Source organism: Rhizobium sp. WYCCWR10014 (assembly GCF_001657485.1).
Classification (GTDB): domain Bacteria; phylum Pseudomonadota; class Alphaproteobacteria; order Rhizobiales; family Rhizobiaceae; genus Rhizobium.
The window spans coordinates 47279-64805 of sequence record NZ_LXFU01000042.1 but is presented as its reverse complement, the minus strand read 5'-3'; the positions used below and the strand labels follow the sequence as shown (position 1 = coordinate 64805).

Below are 17527 nucleotides of genomic sequence, written 5' to 3'. Positions count from 1 at the left end.
ACCCATTCGTATTGAGCGTGAGTGCGCTTTGCCGATTGATATGTTCGATCTTTGCTCGTGGCAGCTATGCGGGCAGTTGACGATCCTCCGGAAGAAAGGCGCGGTTTAATACTTGAACTAACTTTATAGTTGCAATTTTGAACGAAATTATACATGTTTCAGCATGGGAGTTGGCAAGGCATGCTGATAGTCGGCACACACGCAGGTGTGTTATCGCAAAGGGTCAGCATGAATCCATGGGAGGACATCATGCGATACGTCGAGCGGGCGCCAAGTCCGTCTGCTGCCCTTGGTGGCTCGCTTGCGAGCGAGAGGCGACAATCCTTTCTCCGCTACCTGCAACTTGATTCCATGAAGCGCGAACAGACTCGTGTTCCGATCATGCAGTTCGAGTCACGGGAGATCATGCGTGATCTCTCGCACATATTTCTGGGAAAGTGCGCATTCTGCGAACAGGCACCCAAGAGCATGTTTCTGCACCGCTTCAGGCCGATGAACGATGCCGAGCCAACAATCGGAAGCGAGGAGGATGGCCGCACACGCGACGCCCATCTTTATTATGGCTGGCTGTCGGACGCCTGGATCAATCTCTATCCGATCTGCGGGGACTGCAGGCCGAAACGAACCACCTACTTCCCTGTCGCTGGGCAGAGGATGCAAATTCCTACGCCGGAAGAATATGCCCGGTTCGTGGAAAAGGGCGACGGTACGTGGCCGGAGCTTGAGATCGATGAGACAGCGCTCCTGGTTGATCCCTGTGCCGACGATATTGCCCGCCATCTCGTCCCGGGTGAAGACGGGTCGCTGCAGGCCGCAAGTCCTCGGGGCGAAGAAACGGTCAAACATTTCCGGCTCAATCGGACGCGATTGAGAAGCAGGAGAAAGCAGGCCTTCGACGACTATGCAAAACTCGAGGGCGATGGACCGAACGACACCAATGAATTCATCGGCCTCTGGCGGATCCTAAGGCGTCAGGCCGATACCGGCGACCCAGAGATGGCAGCGATCACCGCGTCTGCGAATATCGTCGAGGAAGACGACATCGCTGGAGCACGACCTCGCCTGCAGGAAATCCGGCTGACGAACTTCAAGGCGATCGAGGCCTTGTCTATAAAACTGCCGGCTGCGCCAGATCCGACCGAACGCATGGCGCAGGCCATTTTGATTCTTGGTGAGAACGCTGCCGGCAAGAGCTCGATCCTGGAGGCCATCGCGCTTGCACTCATCGGCGCCGACGCTCGCCCCGACCTGGTCGAAGAACCGGGTGGCCTGAGGCTGAATCCGAGCTTCATGGGTGCGGAGAACTTGCCACAGAAGCCATCGGCCAGGGTCAGGCTTCAGTTCGACAATAGACAGGTCTCGACACTCTCGGTCGGCGCCAAGGGCTATTCCCAAACCGGCGAGACCCGACTGCCCCTGGTCTTCGGTTACGGAGCCTACCGTCATTATGTGCGTGACCTGCATGCCTGGAAACCGTCTCGACCCGTGCTCAGCCTGTTCCATACCGATAGCCTGCTCAGCAATCCGGAGAACTGGCTTCTAGGGCTATCGCCTACGGACTATCGTTCCGTTGTCCAGGCGCTCGGGGTGATCTTCGGGGCAGCCGAGGAGATCGACGTCATCTATCGCGATGAAGCCAGGGGCCGTTGCTTCGTTGAGATGCAGATCGACGCGTCCGGCAAGAAGAGCCGGACACCGCTATCGAACGTCTCATCAGGATTTCGCACCATTCTCGCATTGTCCTGCGACATCATGCGATGGCTGATGGATCGCGACATCAATCCGAGCTTTACGACACTGACCACGGCGGAAGGGATCGTGCTGATCGATGAGGTGGAGGCTCATCTCCATCCCCGCTGGAAGATCCAAATCATGAAAGGGCTGCGCACCGCCCTGCCTGCCATGACCTTCATCGTCACGACCCATGATCCGTTGTGTCTCAGGGGAATGCGCGATGGAGAGGTCGTGGTGCTAAGCAAGGTTGCCAGGCAGCTGGTCGATGGCCAGATTCCTGTGATGGTCGACAGCCTCACCCAGTTGCCGAAGGTGTCGGCGTTGACCATCGAGCAACTCCTGACTTCGGACCTGTTCAGCCTGTTTTCCACCGACGACCCCGAGACAGAGGCAAGCCTCGCTCGGCTTGGCGATTACCTCGCGAAAAAGGATGGAAGTGCGCCGGACCAGGCCGTTAGGGCGGCGATGGATGCGATCCGAAGACAGGTGGTGGATGCCCTTCCGGTCGGCATGAGCGAGGCTGCCCGGCTCGTGCAGGAGGCCGTTGCGGACTATCTCGTTAAACGCCGCAACCTTGCCGGCAAGCTACGCGAGGACCTCCGTGACGAAACGAAGCGGCGGATCCTGACCGTCCTGGAGGGCATCTAATGCGGCGCGTCGATCGGGCCCTGGTTTCGACGCCGACGGTCCTTGTCGGCAATAAGAGCCGCGGCGGCAAGGAACTGTCGAAGGCGAAGGTCTTCTTCGAGGCGCAGGCGAAGGCAGAAGCCGCGGCAATCACTGCCGGCGCTCCGGCTCCAACCACGAAAACTAGGAAGAAGAAGGAAAAGACGTTCGATTTCAGCGCCTACTCCGATGAGGCTGTCAAGTACGCGCTCGATAAGCTGTTCTTCGGAAAATGCGCTTATTGCGAAAGCCGGTACGCCAGCCAAGCGCCGGTCGATGTCGAGCATTACCGGCCGAAGGGGCGCATCGCCGGCGTTGCCAATCATCCCGGCTACTGGTGGCTTGCGATGCTATGGGACAACCTGCTGCCAAGCTGCATCGATTGCAATCGCCGGCGTTGGCAGGACTTGCCGAGATTCCCTGAGAGCCTCGCGCAACTTCTGGCGGCCCCCGAAATGCAAGGGGTCAAGGCATCGCTCGGCAAGCAGGACTTGTTTCCAATCGCCGGCGCGGCCAGGGCGACGGCGGAGTTTCCCAGCATCGACGAGCAGCCCGATCTTATCAACCCCTGCGTGGACGATCCGGAGGAGCATCTGGTGTTCCACATCGACCGCCGCGCCCCCCTTGGCCTCGTCCTTCCAACCTTCAAGAACAACGTCCCCTCCCGGCGGGGCCTAACATCGATCCATGTCTATGGCTTGAATCGGCTTGGATTGGTCCAGGAGCGAACCCGGATCCTGCGCCAGCTCGATTTCCTGAGCCGGTTGATCGACGAAATCGGCAAGATCTCGGAGACACTGCTTGCCAGCCGTGATCAAGAGAACAAGACGATGGGCGCGCGGCTCGATCTCCTGATCAACCAGATCCTCGATGAAATCCGCGCGATGGCGGAGCCGGACCAACCCTACTCGAGCCTCGTGAAGGCTTGGTTGAAGACGCTTGAAACCAACTGAGGGAGATGGGACATGAGCGCGCCTGAACAGAGCTGCGACTTGGTCATGAAAGGTGGGATCACCAGCGGTGTGGTTTACCCGAAAGCGGCAGTAAAACTCTCGCATAAATACCGCTTTTGCAATATCGGCGGCACATCTGCCGGTGCGATTGCCGCAGTCGTTACGGCGGCGGCTGAGTACGGGCGGGCTGACGGCGGGTTCGAGAAGATCGAGGCACTCCCAAAACAGCTGTCAGCAACGCTCCTGGAGAAATTTCAGCCCCGACCGGAACTGCGACCGGTCTTCAATCTGATGCTGGCGGCCATGTCGAAAAGCATCTTGGGTACAGTCCTCGCGCTCTTCAAAGGCTACTCGATGCCAGCGCTGGCCGGCCTCGTGCCTGCCGTCATTGTTGCCGTCATGATACCGTTGATCTCGCATTCAATACCGGCGACGATCCTCGCAGTCCTCCTGCTTATGTTCCTGCTCGTGCTTTTTCCGGTGGCCACCGCAGGCTTTGTCGCCGCGCGCGACGTTGCGCGACGCCTTCCACAGGCCGACTACGGTCTCTGCAACGGCATGACCCAAGCCTATTCAGCGGTTGGACACCCTGCCCTGACCGAGTGGCTGACCGACACGATCGATCGTGTCGCCGGGCATCCTGCCACTGGGGCGCCTCTCGGCATCAAGGATCTGGAAACGCGCGGAATCAAAGTCCAGACTGTGACGACGGACATCACCTCGCACCGACCCTACGTTCTACCGATGGAGAACAATCTGCACTATTTCTCGGAACGGGAATTTCGAACTCTTTTCCCGGGCCGGGTTGTAGACGCAATGCTGACGGCGTCAAAGCAAGGATCGACAGATCTTTACCCATTCAAGATTGAAAATCTCCCGTTAGTGGTTCTGGCACGCATGAGCCTCAGCTTCCCGGCATTGATTTCTGCCGTCCCGCTTTATCGAAACGACTACACGCTCGTTGGTGTAGACGATCAGCACAAGCTCGTCCGCTGTATGTTTTCCGATGGTGGCTTGTCTTCCAACTTTCCGGTGCACTTCTTCGACCGGTTCCTGCCGTCCCGCCCGACTTTTGGCATCTCCCTTGGCGAATACAATCCCATGCGAGAAAAGCCTGGCACTACGGGCGAAACGCGGGTGGTTCTCCCCGCAAAGGCGACACAGGGACAACTCCTGCCAACGCGCGGTTTTACAGGCCTTTTCGGCTTCGTGTTCGCACTCTTCGACAGTGCCAAAGACTGGCAGGATTCGCTCCAGTCGATCCTCGCCGGTTATCGCGAACGGATCGTGACGGTCAATCTGAAGACGGAAGAGGGCGGGCTCAATCTCGAAATGCCCCCAGCTCGCATCACAGAGCTGACCAATTTTGGAGAGATCGCGGGAGACCTAATCAACAGCGACTTCGACCTCAATGAACATAAGTGGCGACGTTACCTGGTCGAAGTGCGAGCACTTGAGGAAATGTTGCGCGATTTCGCGGCTGCCTACGCGGAAGCACCCGAACCCGGCTCGCTAAGTTATGCAGCGATTGCGACCGAATATGCACCGTCCTCCTACAAGGAACTGACGGAAGAGGAACGTCACATCCTGCGGGAACGCGCGGAGGAGATCGCAGCCCTCGGCGCGAAGTTTCGGGCTTTGCAGCCGCTCGATGGGTTTGCAAATCATCTGCCAACTAGCCGCAGCAGGATTCGCTCGGTGGCCAGGATGGATTACTGAAAACGTGCCTGAGCCAAATCGCCATTGGCGCCCCCATTGACCCAGCGGCTGATCTCCGTTGCGTCGGAGTTCTTTCCAGGATTCGGAGCGACTTCCGATGCAGTGGAGGGTTAGCGAACAGCCGGAGGGAGGAGACATTGCCTCTCGCCTTGAAGGGATGTGAACCATCGGCCCGTCATTTCAAATGGCTCATAAGCTCGATAACACTTTGACAATATTGCTTTAGTTGAGTTGCTTAGATGTGACCGTAAGTTAGAGTGAACCCCTCCGGCTGGAGCAGCGAGCCTGCATTAAACTCAGCCGCCTACTGCGCAATTTGGGTTTCAGATTGCTCTGGTGATCGATATTCGAGCGCCGAGCGTAATCGCTTGGAACTGTAGACGCCCACGAATTGATTTCCGCGCATGACGTGTGCGGTTGGCTACGCTCTTGAACGGAATGTTTCGCTGATCGCGAGCCTTAATGCGATGGATCACCTTCGGCCCGAACTGTAGGACCATCGGCTTGTGATCGATCAACAGCATTACCCAGCATCCACGCTTAAATGCCCGCACTCAAAATATCGAAGCGGACGAAAAACTCTTTCGGCGTGTCGCCAACTTGGAAATTGTCTTTCAGGGCATCAGGTATCGGGATGAAGACGCGACCGTCAGTGACGATTGTCGTGGTCGGGAACATCGAACCGCCAGTCTTCGACTTTTCGATCTGCCCCTGAAGCTCGATGTCATAGTAAAGGCTTAGTGTTTCGGTTTCTTCCGTGAAGATATAGACGACACGCTGTCCTCCCCAGATGATGCGTGTCGAATGCGGACGACGAAAAAACTCAGCCTCGCTCTTCATCAGCTTATCGGAAAGACCGAGGAACATCGTGAAATTATTGAGCATCGGGTAGTGTTCGCTGGTGGTCAGAATTTTCATTTCTGACTTGACAGTATCCCTGATGATTGGCGGTGCGGCATCGTATTCGCCGTCATCCGCAGCGACATCCGACTGCGGGAAGTACAAAGGCACTTCCTCGATCCCAGGAAGCTCAGTTTCGATGCGTCCGACCTGTTCGGCCGAAACTTTCTGACTTTGGGGCCTGCGCTTGAGTCTTACCTCTTGGATCACCCGGGCAAAGCTCTTATCGCCAGCAAGCTCCTCCCCCAGAACACCTTCGACTTCTCCCCGCTCTGACAGTTCATAGCGATATAATTCGCGGTTCTTGAGCAGCAGCTTATGCAAAGCCTCTACACCGCCTTTAGTGGAACTCGGCACGTAAGGTTGGATCGAGGGATAGATGTTGACCCTCACATAATCCTTGATAAACGGCTCAAATAGCTCGTAGGCCGTCTTGTAGACACCGAGCACGGGAACGATCGACGCACTGGTCTTGGAGATCAAAACCTTAAGAGTCTCATCGATCTTTTCGACCAGCACGGTCACGTTATGGGAAATATCGGCAAAGCCCACGTCAATAGACGGCAAGAGGTAGTCATCTCGGATAGTCGAAGCAACCTTAAGAACAAATGCGAGCTCCGCAAAACTGAGGTCGTCCCTGGTGTACGTCTTGATGATCTGCGCGGAGGCGGGAACGGGTTTGATTTTCAGGATTTCAGAAACGTAGTGCGTCTGGACGCGCCGGCGCGGATTGTTCTGCGACACTTGCAGGACGGTGCAGCTCTCATTGGCAAACGTGTTTATGACACCTGATACGGTACCTGGATAGTAGAGATAATTCTGATCGGCGACCGTCGCTTTCAATTGCCCCAAAGTTATCGTTTGGCTGCCGGGGTGAGCGGCAATGGTAATATTGTCCGCGAGATCATAGCGGCTATTGGGCACTATCCAGCTCAAAAAAGCATTGCTCCGATCAGCCAGAGACGATCGACCGATCGCATCAGAGGCAGCGTATTCAGCAAGCGTGATCAATCTGTTGACCTGTTCGATGCTGTCTCGGCTGAGCGCTTCGCGCCCGGCCGTTGGATGCAGGAAGCTAAGGTTTGCGAAGCCACCGAAGCGATAGTGGCCCACTGCAGGTACCGGAGCCAAACCGAAGAATGATCGCAAGCCCATTAGCTGCCCACTGCCCTGTAAAAGAACCATGGAACCGTCGACGTCCTGTCCGCCGATCTTTATGTTGGCGACATGGACGAGAGCCTGTGCATTGGGGTCGATGCTCGTCGTAAAGGTGGCAGTCACGACCTTATCGGTCCAAGCCTTCGCGGCGATTTGCGAAAAACTACGGCTGTCGACGAAACCGTCGATATTTTCCCCGCTTATCAGGGTGTCGTTCACAACGACAGGGACCGGCAACATGCGTACATATGGGCGAAGGTAGGCGATTGCTTGTGCTTCTGAGATTACGTTCTGGCCGTCTAAGGTCGCCTTAATCGTAGTTCCGAAATCGTGATCGGTATCTATCGTCTCAAAGCTTATGCACTCCTCGCCAATCTGAAGGGATGCTAGTTCTGCCACGCTGCGTAGCACCTTTTCCTGCCCAACCGCGCGCGTCACGACCTCTAGAGAAGAGCACACACCAAAATTCGCCATCGCGCCGATGCCGAAGGTTCCAACGACGCCGGCCTTTCTGGCATTGTCAGATCTCTTTCCGCTGGAGCCTGCCTTCCAGAAGTTCTCGCGCAACGTTTCCTCTCTCATTCCGATGCCATTGTCGGTGATCGAGATTGTTTGCCCGGCGATTGCTACGGAGATCTTCCCCCCCTCCTTGAGCATCCCATCGGCAGCGAAGCGCTGGCGGACGGCGTCATAGGCATTCTGCAGATTTTCCCGCAGCATGGCGAATGGTGAATCGTAGATTTCATTCGCGAGGATCGCCAGAACACGCGAGGTGTCGACTTGGAAGACAATACCGCTCATTTTCCAAACTTTCGTTTCAAGCGCGCCGTGACGTCCTTCAGGCTTGCGTCCGAATGATTGACGACAATTTCGAGCCGGAGAAAACGCTCCACCTCATCCGCGCTAGTGCTTTGCATTAAGGCTACACCGAGCATCACAGCTTCGTTGGTGTTTTCTGGCTGTGACAGGTACTCCATTGTCAGAGCGCTATCGTCGATATGCTGTAGAGCCTCCACCAGAAGGCGCCGCGAAGTCGAGTTCTGCGCGATGGGCGCCAGTTCGGTGATTACATCTTTCCATTTTTTCTGCCCAAGAAGGTCGGACGCTCGCTCAAGGACCAGTTCCACATCCAGCGCTGCTGGTCTCTTTTCGACAGGGGGGCTGAGGTCAAAATTCAAAAATGATCCGCGGGCATCAAGGAACCGGCCGGCGGCCCAAATCGGAATGTTCTGCAACTGGTTGACCATCTGCCTGGAATGAACACGCCCGGCAGCAGCATCCGTCTCGATCTCGATGACATTGTAGCCCCTGGGGATGCCGGGACTGAGATTTGCCGGACCTGCGCAGAGTGTCCCGGCTGCTATCACCGTCATCTGTCGTGGTGCATCACCCAGTCGGAATTTCTGATCGAAGCAGTCAGTGCGATGGCGATGGCCGTGAAAGCCGATCGTCACACCGGCATCAATGAGATGCTGGACGAACCCCGCATCGAGAAAATCCTCATGCCCCACGCCTCCGGCAATATCGTGGTGCCAGCTTGCAGCAAGATACCAGCCTACGCGCGACGGACTACGAAGTTCGCGACAGGCTTCCATCAAAGCACCGGGATGTATGGCACCCACACGGTTCATCGGATCATTACGGAAACAACTGTTGAAAGCAGCGAGGCAGAAGCTGAACTGCGGAAAATCGAAGATGTCGAACTGCCGGGACGGATCCAAAGGATAGGTTCGCGCGCCCTCGTAGAACCGCTCATACAGGCGCGCAAATTGTCCTAACCGGTTATCGTAGATCGCCTGATCGTCGATCCGGAAGAACTCTAGCCTCGACCAAGACCATCGCAGTTGGCTGTTAGGTGAAAAGAGTTCAGCAACTAGCTTGTCTTTGGGACCGGCCTCGTTCGGAATCGAATGGAAGCTGCCGGAGCGGATTACTTCGCTATAATCGACATCGTGATTTCCGGGAAGGATGATGACGCGTTTACGCTCACCCGCAAAGAAGCGGTTACAAAGTTTGACGAGAAACTCAAGGGCCTGGTTGTACTGGCGTTCTAGTTCAGCGGCTGGGTTGCCCGCCGATGGTGAGACGCCATAGACAATATCCCCGCTGACAACACAAAGGTCAGGAACGCGAATAGCTGGGTCCTCGGCTGCAAACCGTCGAAAATCATTCGCAATCGAGTCCAACAGCACGTCAGGGAGGATCTCGTCCTTCAAGTTTTGATGAAGGTCGGAGATGTGCAGGATCGAAAACTTCATGCTCCCTCCCCGAGCATTCGATAGGATCCGGCGATTCGGCAAATTGGCCATCGGACAGGCAATGTACAGTCAGTGACGACGTCGCACGCCATTTCTGAGACCTCGGAATAATTCAGGTAGTCGATTTCACTTTCGCGGTCCGCCGACATACTCGCCCCCAACAAGATGCACTAAGCATCGTCGCGCCAAGAAGCGCGGTCAAGTTGCGATTCAAGAATGAATGCCCCAAAAGCGGGCGGCGGGCGAAGCATTCACAGCTATTTTCAAAGATTTGTGACGACTCATTATCCTGGCATGTAGGCGTTTGCGAGGGTTCTTTCGGTGAACGTTTCAGCTTTATTCGCAGAAATTGATCCACGCGCTCCCAAGCCCAAGCCTCTTCGGTCAGGCAGAAAACAAAAGGAACCCGGCAGGTGAATGGTGGAGCGTTTTCGTCCCTCTGGGCACCTTCGGCTTGGCCGCCTTGAAGGGTTCGAACTCGTGACCATCCTGTTGGCCTTAATACGCAGCAAGGTTCGACGGTTTGAATGGCTGGCTGGCGAGGGCGTCACCTTCGGATGGCACGCTGCCCTGACTACAAAACTCGATCTTTGACAAACGGCATTCAAAGGCAACTGATATCGGAGCCCCGAGCGCTGGCAGCGTTGAATTTGCTGTCAATGACCGCCCTGCGCCTCTGAGTTGGGCCATCTAACTAAATGAGGTGCTCAAGACCTTGGTATCGAGAAAGTCGACAAACGAGCGACCGAAGTCGCTAAGACGCGGCACTTCGGGACGGTATTGCCGCCCCCCTTGCTCCGCTACGCAATCCATGCGTCTATTTAACCTTTGAGGGGTGAGCTTCAACGACATGGCATCACGCACGAAGATAGCCGCTTCGCGGCAGCTCGGAGCTGGGGTCGACCTCCATCCCCAAGGGACAACGGAAGACTTGAGGATGAGTGTTTTGCGCAAGAATTCAACTCGGGTTGGCCCCGGCTATCCACAGGTCGTTGTGCTCGTCGGCGCAACGGGCGATCTCTCACGGCGCAAGCTACTGACCGGGCTGTTCCACCTCACCAATGCGGGCTTCATCCCAGGCTGCCGCATTATCGGCGTCTCGCTCGACGACATCGACGCGGATGCCTTCCGCACCATCGCCCGTGACTCGCTTGACAAGTTCTTGACTCGCAAGTTCTCGCAGTCCGAATGGGAAGCGTTTGCCGCATCGCTCGACTATGTCCCGCTCGCAGCAGGCGCCAATGTTCTCAAGGAAGCGGTCGACAGGGCCGAGGAAGCGCTGGGCGTCGAGACGCGGCGCGTGCATTATTTATCCGTGCCACCAAGTGCCGCCCTTCTAGCCGTGCAACTCCTCGCCCAGGCTGAGCTGACTGAACGCTCCCGTATCATCATGGAAAAGCCCTTCGGCACGGACCTTGCCAGTGCCGTTGCACTGAACAAGAAGCTGCACGAGGTGTTCGACGAGAAGCAGATCTTCCGCATCGACCATTTCCTCGGCAAGGAGCCGGCGCAAAACATCCTGGCCTTCCGATTTGCCAATGGCCTGTTCGAACCAATCTGGAACCGCAACTTCATCGACCATGTGCAGATCGACGTCCCGGAGACGCTCGGCCTTTCCACTCGCGCCGCCTTTTACGAGACCACCGGCGCCTATCGTGACATGGTGGTGACCCACCTCTTCCAGATCCTCGCCTTCATGGCGATGGAGCCGCCCACTGCCCTTGAGCCTGCGCCAATCTCGGAAGAGAAGAACAAGGTGTTCCGCTCCATGTTGCCGATTGAGCCGCGCGACGTGGTGCGCGGCCAATACATTGGCTACCGTAATGAGCCTGGCGTCGATCCCGAAAGCGACACTGACACCTTCATCGCCCTAAAATGCGCCATCGACAACTGGCGCTGGGCCGGAGTGCCCTTCTACCTGCGTACAGGCAAGCGCATGGCCGAGGGGCAGCGCATTATTTCGATCGCATTCCGCGAGCCCCCGAAATCGATGTTCCCTGCGGGATCTGGCGTGGGGGCACAGGGCCCTGACCACCTCACCTTCGACCTCGCTGATTCCTCCAAGGTCTCGCTTTCCTTCTATGGCAAGCGCCCTGGCCCGGGCTTCCGGCTCGACAAGCTCTCGCTGCAATTCGCCATGAGCGAAACCGGCCTGATTGGCGAAGTTCTGGAGGCGTATGAGCGTCTGATCCTCGACGCCATGCGCGGTGACCACACGCTGTTCACTACGGCCGAGGGTATTGAGCGGCTCTGGGAGGTTTCCCAACCTCTCCTCGATAACCCGCCGCCCGTACGCCTCTACGACCAGGGCGGCTGGGGGCCGAAGTCGATCCACCAACTCATTGCCCCGCACGCCTGGCGCCTGCCGTTCGAGCGCGCCTGGAGGGATGCGGCAAAAGGATGATTGACGGTCAAAAGTTGGAGCGATGCCGGCGGTCGGAATGGCGCCGACCAATTGCGAACAATCCCAATAAAATGACGTTGGCAGAGATGTGCAGGAAACGGAATTTCGACCGCTAATGCTCAGTTCCGGAGTGGCATTGGTGCGTGGACCTGCATTTGTGCAGATTTCGGTCTTTTGATACATCGTTTATTTCGTCGCCGCCGTCGGTACCTTGCAGCGAACGGATTTCGGGCGTCCGCAGGCGGGTGTTCGGTTCAGTCTTGCAGCCGATCACAGCCTCTGTTTGCTGAGCGGCGAACGAGCTATGCAACCCGCTGCAACGTCGTCCTGGCAAGTGCTCGCTCCAGAGCTTCGATACAGGCCGGATCGTGCGAATGCCCACCCGTCCCGTAGGATCGCTATTGCCTTGCTGATTGGCATGGCAACTTGATACCGCCGGTCGGCCGCCTGCGTAAATTGGCTGGGCTGTGGTAATCGCGTTAGCGCTCAATGATCGGGATTGCGGTCAAGAAGAAGACCCTGCAAGCGGCCGCTCCCGCTTGTGAGGGATATGTCTTTGAACAACCGCGATATGAGGCGCGGTCGCAATCCTTGCCTCTCATCGATGAGGAGGAATGACATCCTCTTTATCTCAATCGTGATCACGCCTGCATTGTCATGGCGACGATAATTCCCGGAATCCATCGCATGGAATCCATTTTCCACCGCCCAGGCGGCCATCATATCCGCGTTCATCAAGTCCTGCTTTAGGAGATGCGGACGTGCTGTCTCTAGCTGTCCCGCTCGCGCAAATCGCTTCGCAGTCCTACGGATACCGTGACTGAAACGCTCTAATCCAGCCAAATCCTTCCGAGATACCAGTTCCCACATAGGTGTTGCGAGAAAGACTCGCACGACTCAGCCTTAAGCCCCGCCCGTTTGGTGCTCTTGAAGAGATTCGAACCGTGGCAACAGATCGCCGCGCAATTGGCCAATTCGATCAACTGAAGGGCCGAACACCCAATACCAAGACGTCGCAAGGCTGGATGGCACCGGCACCGAACCACGCCCGTCAAATGACGGACGCGGCTCAGCAAGAGGCGCCGGGGGATCAGCCTATCCGATTGCCTTCGGCGGAGAAGAGGTGGATTTTCTCGGATTTGGGCGCGAGGTGAATTTGCTGGTCGGGCTTTAAATCCACCCGCCGGTGCAGCACGATGGTTGCCGTCTGCGTGCCGACACGCACCGAAAGATGGGTCTCCGCACCGGTCGGCTCGACAGTCAGCACGGTGGCCGGAATGCCCGTCTCCGCAATGTCGAGGTCCTCAGGGCGGATGCCGTAGGTGCGCGCCGCGCTTTGGCTCAATTGCGGGGGAAGCGGCAGGGAAACACCGCCTTCGATACGGAAGCCGCCGTCGCTGACGCCACCCTCGAAGAGGTTCATCGACGGCGAGCCGATGAAGGCGGCGACGAAGGTGTTATCTGGGCGGTCGTAGAGATCGAGCGGCTTGCCGATCTGCTCGATGCGGCCGGCGCGCATGACGACGATCTTGTCGGCCATGGTCATCGCCTCGATCTGGTCGTGGGTGACGTAAACGATGGTAGTGCCAAGGCGCTGATGCAGCTCCTTGATCTCGCTGCGCATGGTCACTCGCAGCTTGGCGTCGAGGTTGGACAACGGCTCGTCAAAGAGGAACACTTTCGGATGGCGTACGATGGCGCGGCCCATGGCGACGCGCTGGCGCTGGCCGCCGGAAAGCTGTTTCGGCAGGCGCTCCAGCAGGGGTTCAAGTGCGAGGATGCCGGCGGCTTCGCCCACCAGCTTGTTGATTGTCGCCTTATCGCGCCCCTGCAGCTTCAGGGCAAAGCCCATATTATCGCGCACCGTCATGTGCGGATAGAGCGCGTAGGACTGGAACACCATGGCGATATCGCGCTCCTTCGGCGCGACGTCGTTCATGACGCGGCCGTCGATGCGGATTTCACCGCCGCTGATATCCTCTAGCCCCGCCAGCATGCGCAGAAGCGTGGACTTGCCACAGCCGGACGGCCCGACGAGCGTGACGAACTCACCGTCCTCGATATCCGCGGAAACCCCGTGGATAACGGAGGCTGCGCCGTATTGCTTCTGAACCCGGTCGATTGCTACCGATGCCATTGCCTGTCCTCCCTCACAGTTTCAGTTGCCAGACGCCGGCCCCGGCGACGGCGCCGGTGAGCGTTGCCGAACGTGCGGCGGCAAAGCCCGGAATGCGCTTGGACCCCGTCCAGCGCCCGTTGTCAGCGAAGACCTCGATGGAGCCGGCATCGAGGAAGATGCGCAGGCTCGACGGTTTCGCGCCGCCGGCGACGTAACGTGGCGGCGTCATACCGGTGCGGGCGTCGAAGACAATCGCCAGACCATCGGCATCGAGTTTGACGCCTAGATCGACATCCGGATGATCGAAGGTGAGATCGAAGGCGGCGCCCGGCGCGGTGAGATCAAGCACGATCTCGACGGCGCCGGTGCCGAGCGGCACGGTCTTGCCGGCGGCAAGCGCGGTGTCATCAAGCAACTGATGGCGCAGGCTTTCGACGGCTGCGACCGGCGGGGTCAGCACGGTGTCACCGTCGAGAAGCACGCGGCGTGGCAGGGTCATGGCCGTCGGGAAATCGTCCTTCTTGGAAAAATCCGTCCAGTTGGCGAGCCAGGCGATGCCGACCGGCTCGTCGCCATCAACGAAGGCCTGGAAGGCATAGGCATCCGAACCGAAATCCAACTCCTGCACGAACTCCGCAGTGAAGGTGCGGCCGTCGAAACCGCCGACGGTGACGGAGGTGAGGTTGCGGCGGCCGGTGGCCGGGTCGCGGCTCGTGAGCAGACCGAAGATCAGCGCCCAGCGGGTTTCTCCGTTTTTGCCGGAAAGCGGCACCATGCAGGGGCATTCCGCCGCTGTCATGCCGAAACCGTCCTCGCGATGGAGGATGCCGAGGAAGGTCCAGCCATCGGCGCCTTGCGCGTCTGCGGTTTCATAGAGCAGGACCACGCCGCCCTGCCTGTCGCGGCTCCCGAGCAGCATCTTCCAGCGGCCGTCCGGGCCTTTGAAGACATAGGGGTCGCGGAAATCGGTGGTGAGGTTCAAGCCTTCAGGGCGCAGCGGCATCACGATTTCCGACGGGCCGGCGACGATGCCGTCGCGGCTGACGGCGGAAAGCTGGATCTGCTCTTCCGGTTGCCGGTCACGCACATGCTCGGTGTAGAAGACGCGGATCTCCTCGCCTTCCGGGCCGGTGCCAGGGATCGCCGAACCGGAGAAGGCGCCGCCGCGGCCATCGTCCTTTTCCGATAGATGCGCCGCCGGGAAGAGGAACATGGGCAGATGCCTCCAGCGGACGAAATCCTTCGAGACGGCATGGCCCCAGTGCATGGTGTTCCAGCGCGGCTCATGAGGATAATGCTGATAGAAGAGGTGAACGTTTCCGCCGAACCGTCCAAAACCGTTCGGATCGTTCATCCAGCCGAAGGGCGGGCGGAAGTGGTAGCTGTGGGGCACGTCGGGGGCGGCGGTGCGGGCATCGCTGTGCAGGACGCGGATGCCCTCCTTCATCACGGTTTCCGGCCGGAAGGCATAAGCGACGGAGAGCGCTGTGGTTGTCGCATCATAGGACAGCGTGGCACGACCGTCCTTCGCGAGCGTCACAGCGAAGAACTCAAATTCCCCCGTGCGGCGGGTCGAGGGCTCGCCGATGTCGTTGCCATCGACGGCGACGAAGAGCTTCGCCTCGCCGCCGGGATGGCGCGCCTTCAGCCAGAGATGCAGCACCGTGCCTTCGGGCAGCTCCGCTTCCATGGTTTCAGGTGCTGACGTTTCGGATTTTGCCTGCAGAGACATGATCAACCTTTCACGGCGGAGCCGACGAATGAACTGACGAACCAGCGCTGGAAAGCCAGATAGAGAATGAGGACCGGGATCATCATCAGCACCGAGGCGGCCATGGCGCGGTCCCAATAGATGCTGTCCTGTCCGAAGAAGGTGGCGATGGCCACCGCAATCGGCCGCGCATAGTCGGTCTGGGTGACCAGCGTCGGCCAGAGATACTGGTTCCAGCTTTCGATGCCCATGAGGATCGAGACCGTGGCGAGCGCCGGCAGGCTGAGCGGCATGTAGATTGACCGGTAGATGCGGAAGACCGATGCGCCATCCATTTCCGCCGCTTCATAGAGTTCCTTCGGCAGCTGCGCGAAGAACTGGTAGAAGAGAAAAACATAGAGCGGGCTTGCCACCCAGGGCAGGATCTGCACCGAGAAGGTATCCGTCAGCCCCGCCCGCGACATCATGACGACGAGCGGCATGATGATGCTTTCCTGCGGGATGACATAGAGGGCGACGACCAGCGCCAAGAGCGCCGCCTTGCCGCGCAGCGAGCCCCAGGCGAGAACGAAGCCCGCCATGGAATTGACGACCAGTCCCGAGACGACTGTGGCGACGAGGATCACCAGCGAATTGAAGAGATATCGGCCATAGGCCAGCTCGCCGGAGAAATGGGCGATCTCCTTGTAGTTCGACAGCGTCGGGTCGCTGACCCAGAAGGCGCGGAAGCTGCCCATGTCGGCGAGGATGCGGAAGCGGTCGTCCTTCAGGCTGGCGATCAGCAGCATGAACAACGGCGAGATCATCACCAGCGCGATGACCAGGATGCAGAGGCTCTGCACGATACGCAGGCTTCTCTTGCCGTTGCCCCTTGCGATTGCCAGCGAGACGGGCTGGGTCAAAGCGAGATCAGACATCGAAGCGCCTCAGGAGTTTGCGTTGCAGGAGCGCGATCAGAAGAACGATGACGAAGAGGATGACGGACACGGCCGATGCGTAGCCGAGTTTCTGCTCCTCGAAGCCGGCGCGCACCATGTAGTGGACAACGGTTTCGGTGCTTTCGTTCGGGCCGCCCTGGGTGAGGATCGCCACCTGCGTATAGAGCTTGAAGGCCTGGATCGTGGTGATGACCAGCACGAAGACATGGGTCGGGCGAAGGCCGGGCATGGTGACGTGCCAGAAGCGGCGCAGCGCGCTTGCCCCGTCGATGCGGGCGGCATCGTATAGTTCTTCGGGAATGCCCTGCAGGCCGGCGAGATAGATGATCATCTGAAAGCCATAGGCCTGCCAGGCTGAAAGCAACACGATGGAGAACATCGCCCAGTTGGGGTCGCCGAGCCAGTCGATCGGCTGAATCGTGCCGCCGGAAAGGAAACCGACGATCTGGTTGAGCGGGCCGCTCGGATACTGGAACAGCGTGCCCCAGATGACGCAGACCACCACCATGGAGGTGATCGCCGGCAGGAAGAACAGGCCGCGCAGCAGGTTCTGCATCGGCAGCTTCTGATGCAAGAGCAGCGCGGTCAGGAAGGCGAGGCCGCACTGCAGCGGCAGCACCCAGACGGTGAAGCGCGTGACGTTCCAGAGCGAGGTCCAGAACAGCGGATCGGTGAAGACGCGCTCGAAATTCAGGAGGCCGACGAAGCGCACCGGCGTCGGGCGCGGCACGAGCGGCTGGTTGGTCATCGCCGTCCAGAAGGACAAGAGGAACGGCGTGATCAGGAATATCGCCATAAGCAGAAAGGCAGGCGCGATCATCGCCATTTCCTGCCAGAGCCGCTTGTTGTCGCGGCGTTTGGCCGGACGCCGCAAAGCGGGCGTGGAGGTCTGTTGCAAAGTCATTGTTTCCTCCTCATCGGTCATCCCTCTCGAGATAGTCCAGGGCCGGCCGGAGCCGGCCCCGTC

Annotated in this window: 11 protein-coding genes; 4 read left to right on the top strand and 7 right to left on the bottom strand. The window is 58.5% G+C overall.

What is annotated here, in order from left to right; genetic code table 11:
- Positions 1 to 468: 468 nt before the first annotated feature.
- Genes A6U98_RS23340 through A6U98_RS23330 form a run of 3 tightly spaced genes read left to right on the top strand, consistent with a single transcriptional unit; the run spans position 469 to position 5072 of the window.
- Complete coding sequence (locus A6U98_RS23340; RefSeq protein WP_197496430.1) at positions 469 to 2382, top strand: AAA family ATPase; 1914 nt, start codon at positions 469 to 471, stop codon at positions 2380 to 2382.
- The gene (locus A6U98_RS23335) at positions 2382 to 3353 is read left to right on the top strand and encodes a hypothetical protein (RefSeq protein WP_064653187.1); all 972 of its coding nucleotides are present in this window, start codon (positions 2382 to 2384) and stop codon (positions 3351 to 3353) included. The genes A6U98_RS23340 and A6U98_RS23335 overlap by 1 nt, the downstream gene beginning before the upstream one ends.
- Before the next feature lie 12 nt (positions 3354 to 3365).
- Positions 3366 to 5072 carry a patatin-like phospholipase family protein gene (locus A6U98_RS23330; RefSeq protein WP_064653185.1) on the top strand — a complete coding sequence of 569 codons (1707 nt, stop codon included), beginning with the start codon at positions 3366 to 3368 and terminating at the stop codon, positions 5070 to 5072.
- A 540-nt stretch (positions 5073 to 5612) separates the two neighbouring features.
- Here A6U98_RS23330 and A6U98_RS23320 read toward each other — a convergent pair.
- Together A6U98_RS23320 and A6U98_RS23315 are read right to left on the bottom strand one after the other, a co-directional pair.
- Entirely contained in the window at positions 5613 to 7931 is a 2319-nt protein-coding gene (locus tag A6U98_RS23320) for an ATP-binding protein (RefSeq protein WP_064653181.1), read from the bottom strand.
- Complete coding sequence (locus A6U98_RS23315) at positions 7928 to 9388, bottom strand: metallophosphoesterase (protein ID WP_064653179.1); 1461 nt, start codon at positions 9386 to 9388, stop codon at positions 7928 to 7930. Before A6U98_RS23315 ends, A6U98_RS23320 begins: the two co-directional genes overlap by 4 nt.
- A 937-nt stretch (positions 9389 to 10325) precedes the next feature.
- Here A6U98_RS23315 and zwf point away from each other — a divergent pair.
- Positions 10326 to 11792: a glucose-6-phosphate dehydrogenase gene (gene zwf, locus A6U98_RS23310; protein ID WP_064653177.1), complete on the top strand. Its 1467-nt coding sequence runs from the start codon at positions 10326 to 10328 to the stop codon at positions 11790 to 11792.
- Positions 11793 to 12278: 486 nt separating this feature from the next.
- Here the strand turns inward: zwf and A6U98_RS23305 are convergent, their stop codons facing one another.
- From A6U98_RS23305 to A6U98_RS23285, 5 genes are all read right to left on the bottom strand, one after another.
- Positions 12279 to 12527 carry a hypothetical protein gene (locus A6U98_RS23305; RefSeq protein ID WP_064653175.1) on the bottom strand — a complete coding sequence of 83 codons (249 nt, stop codon included), beginning with the start codon at positions 12525 to 12527 and terminating at the stop codon, positions 12279 to 12281.
- A 355-nt stretch (positions 12528 to 12882) separates the two neighbouring features.
- Complete coding sequence (gene ugpC / locus A6U98_RS23300) at positions 12883 to 13929, bottom strand: sn-glycerol-3-phosphate ABC transporter ATP-binding protein UgpC (protein ID WP_064653173.1); 1047 nt, start codon at positions 13927 to 13929, stop codon at positions 12883 to 12885.
- 13 nt (positions 13930 to 13942) lie between these two features.
- Positions 13943 to 15643: a beta-fructofuranosidase gene (locus tag A6U98_RS23295; RefSeq protein WP_064653171.1), complete on the bottom strand. Its 1701-nt coding sequence runs from the start codon at positions 15641 to 15643 to the stop codon at positions 13943 to 13945.
- A gap of 2 nt (positions 15644 to 15645) precedes the next feature.
- Complete coding sequence (locus A6U98_RS23290) at positions 15646 to 16539, bottom strand: carbohydrate ABC transporter permease (RefSeq protein WP_064653169.1); 894 nt, start codon at positions 16537 to 16539, stop codon at positions 15646 to 15648.
- A complete protein-coding gene (locus A6U98_RS23285) occupies positions 16532 to 17464 on the bottom strand; it encodes a sugar ABC transporter permease (RefSeq protein WP_003550718.1) in 933 nt (310 codons plus the stop codon). Before A6U98_RS23285 ends, A6U98_RS23290 begins: the two co-directional genes overlap by 8 nt.
- Between the last annotated feature and the right edge of the window lie 63 nt (positions 17465 to 17527).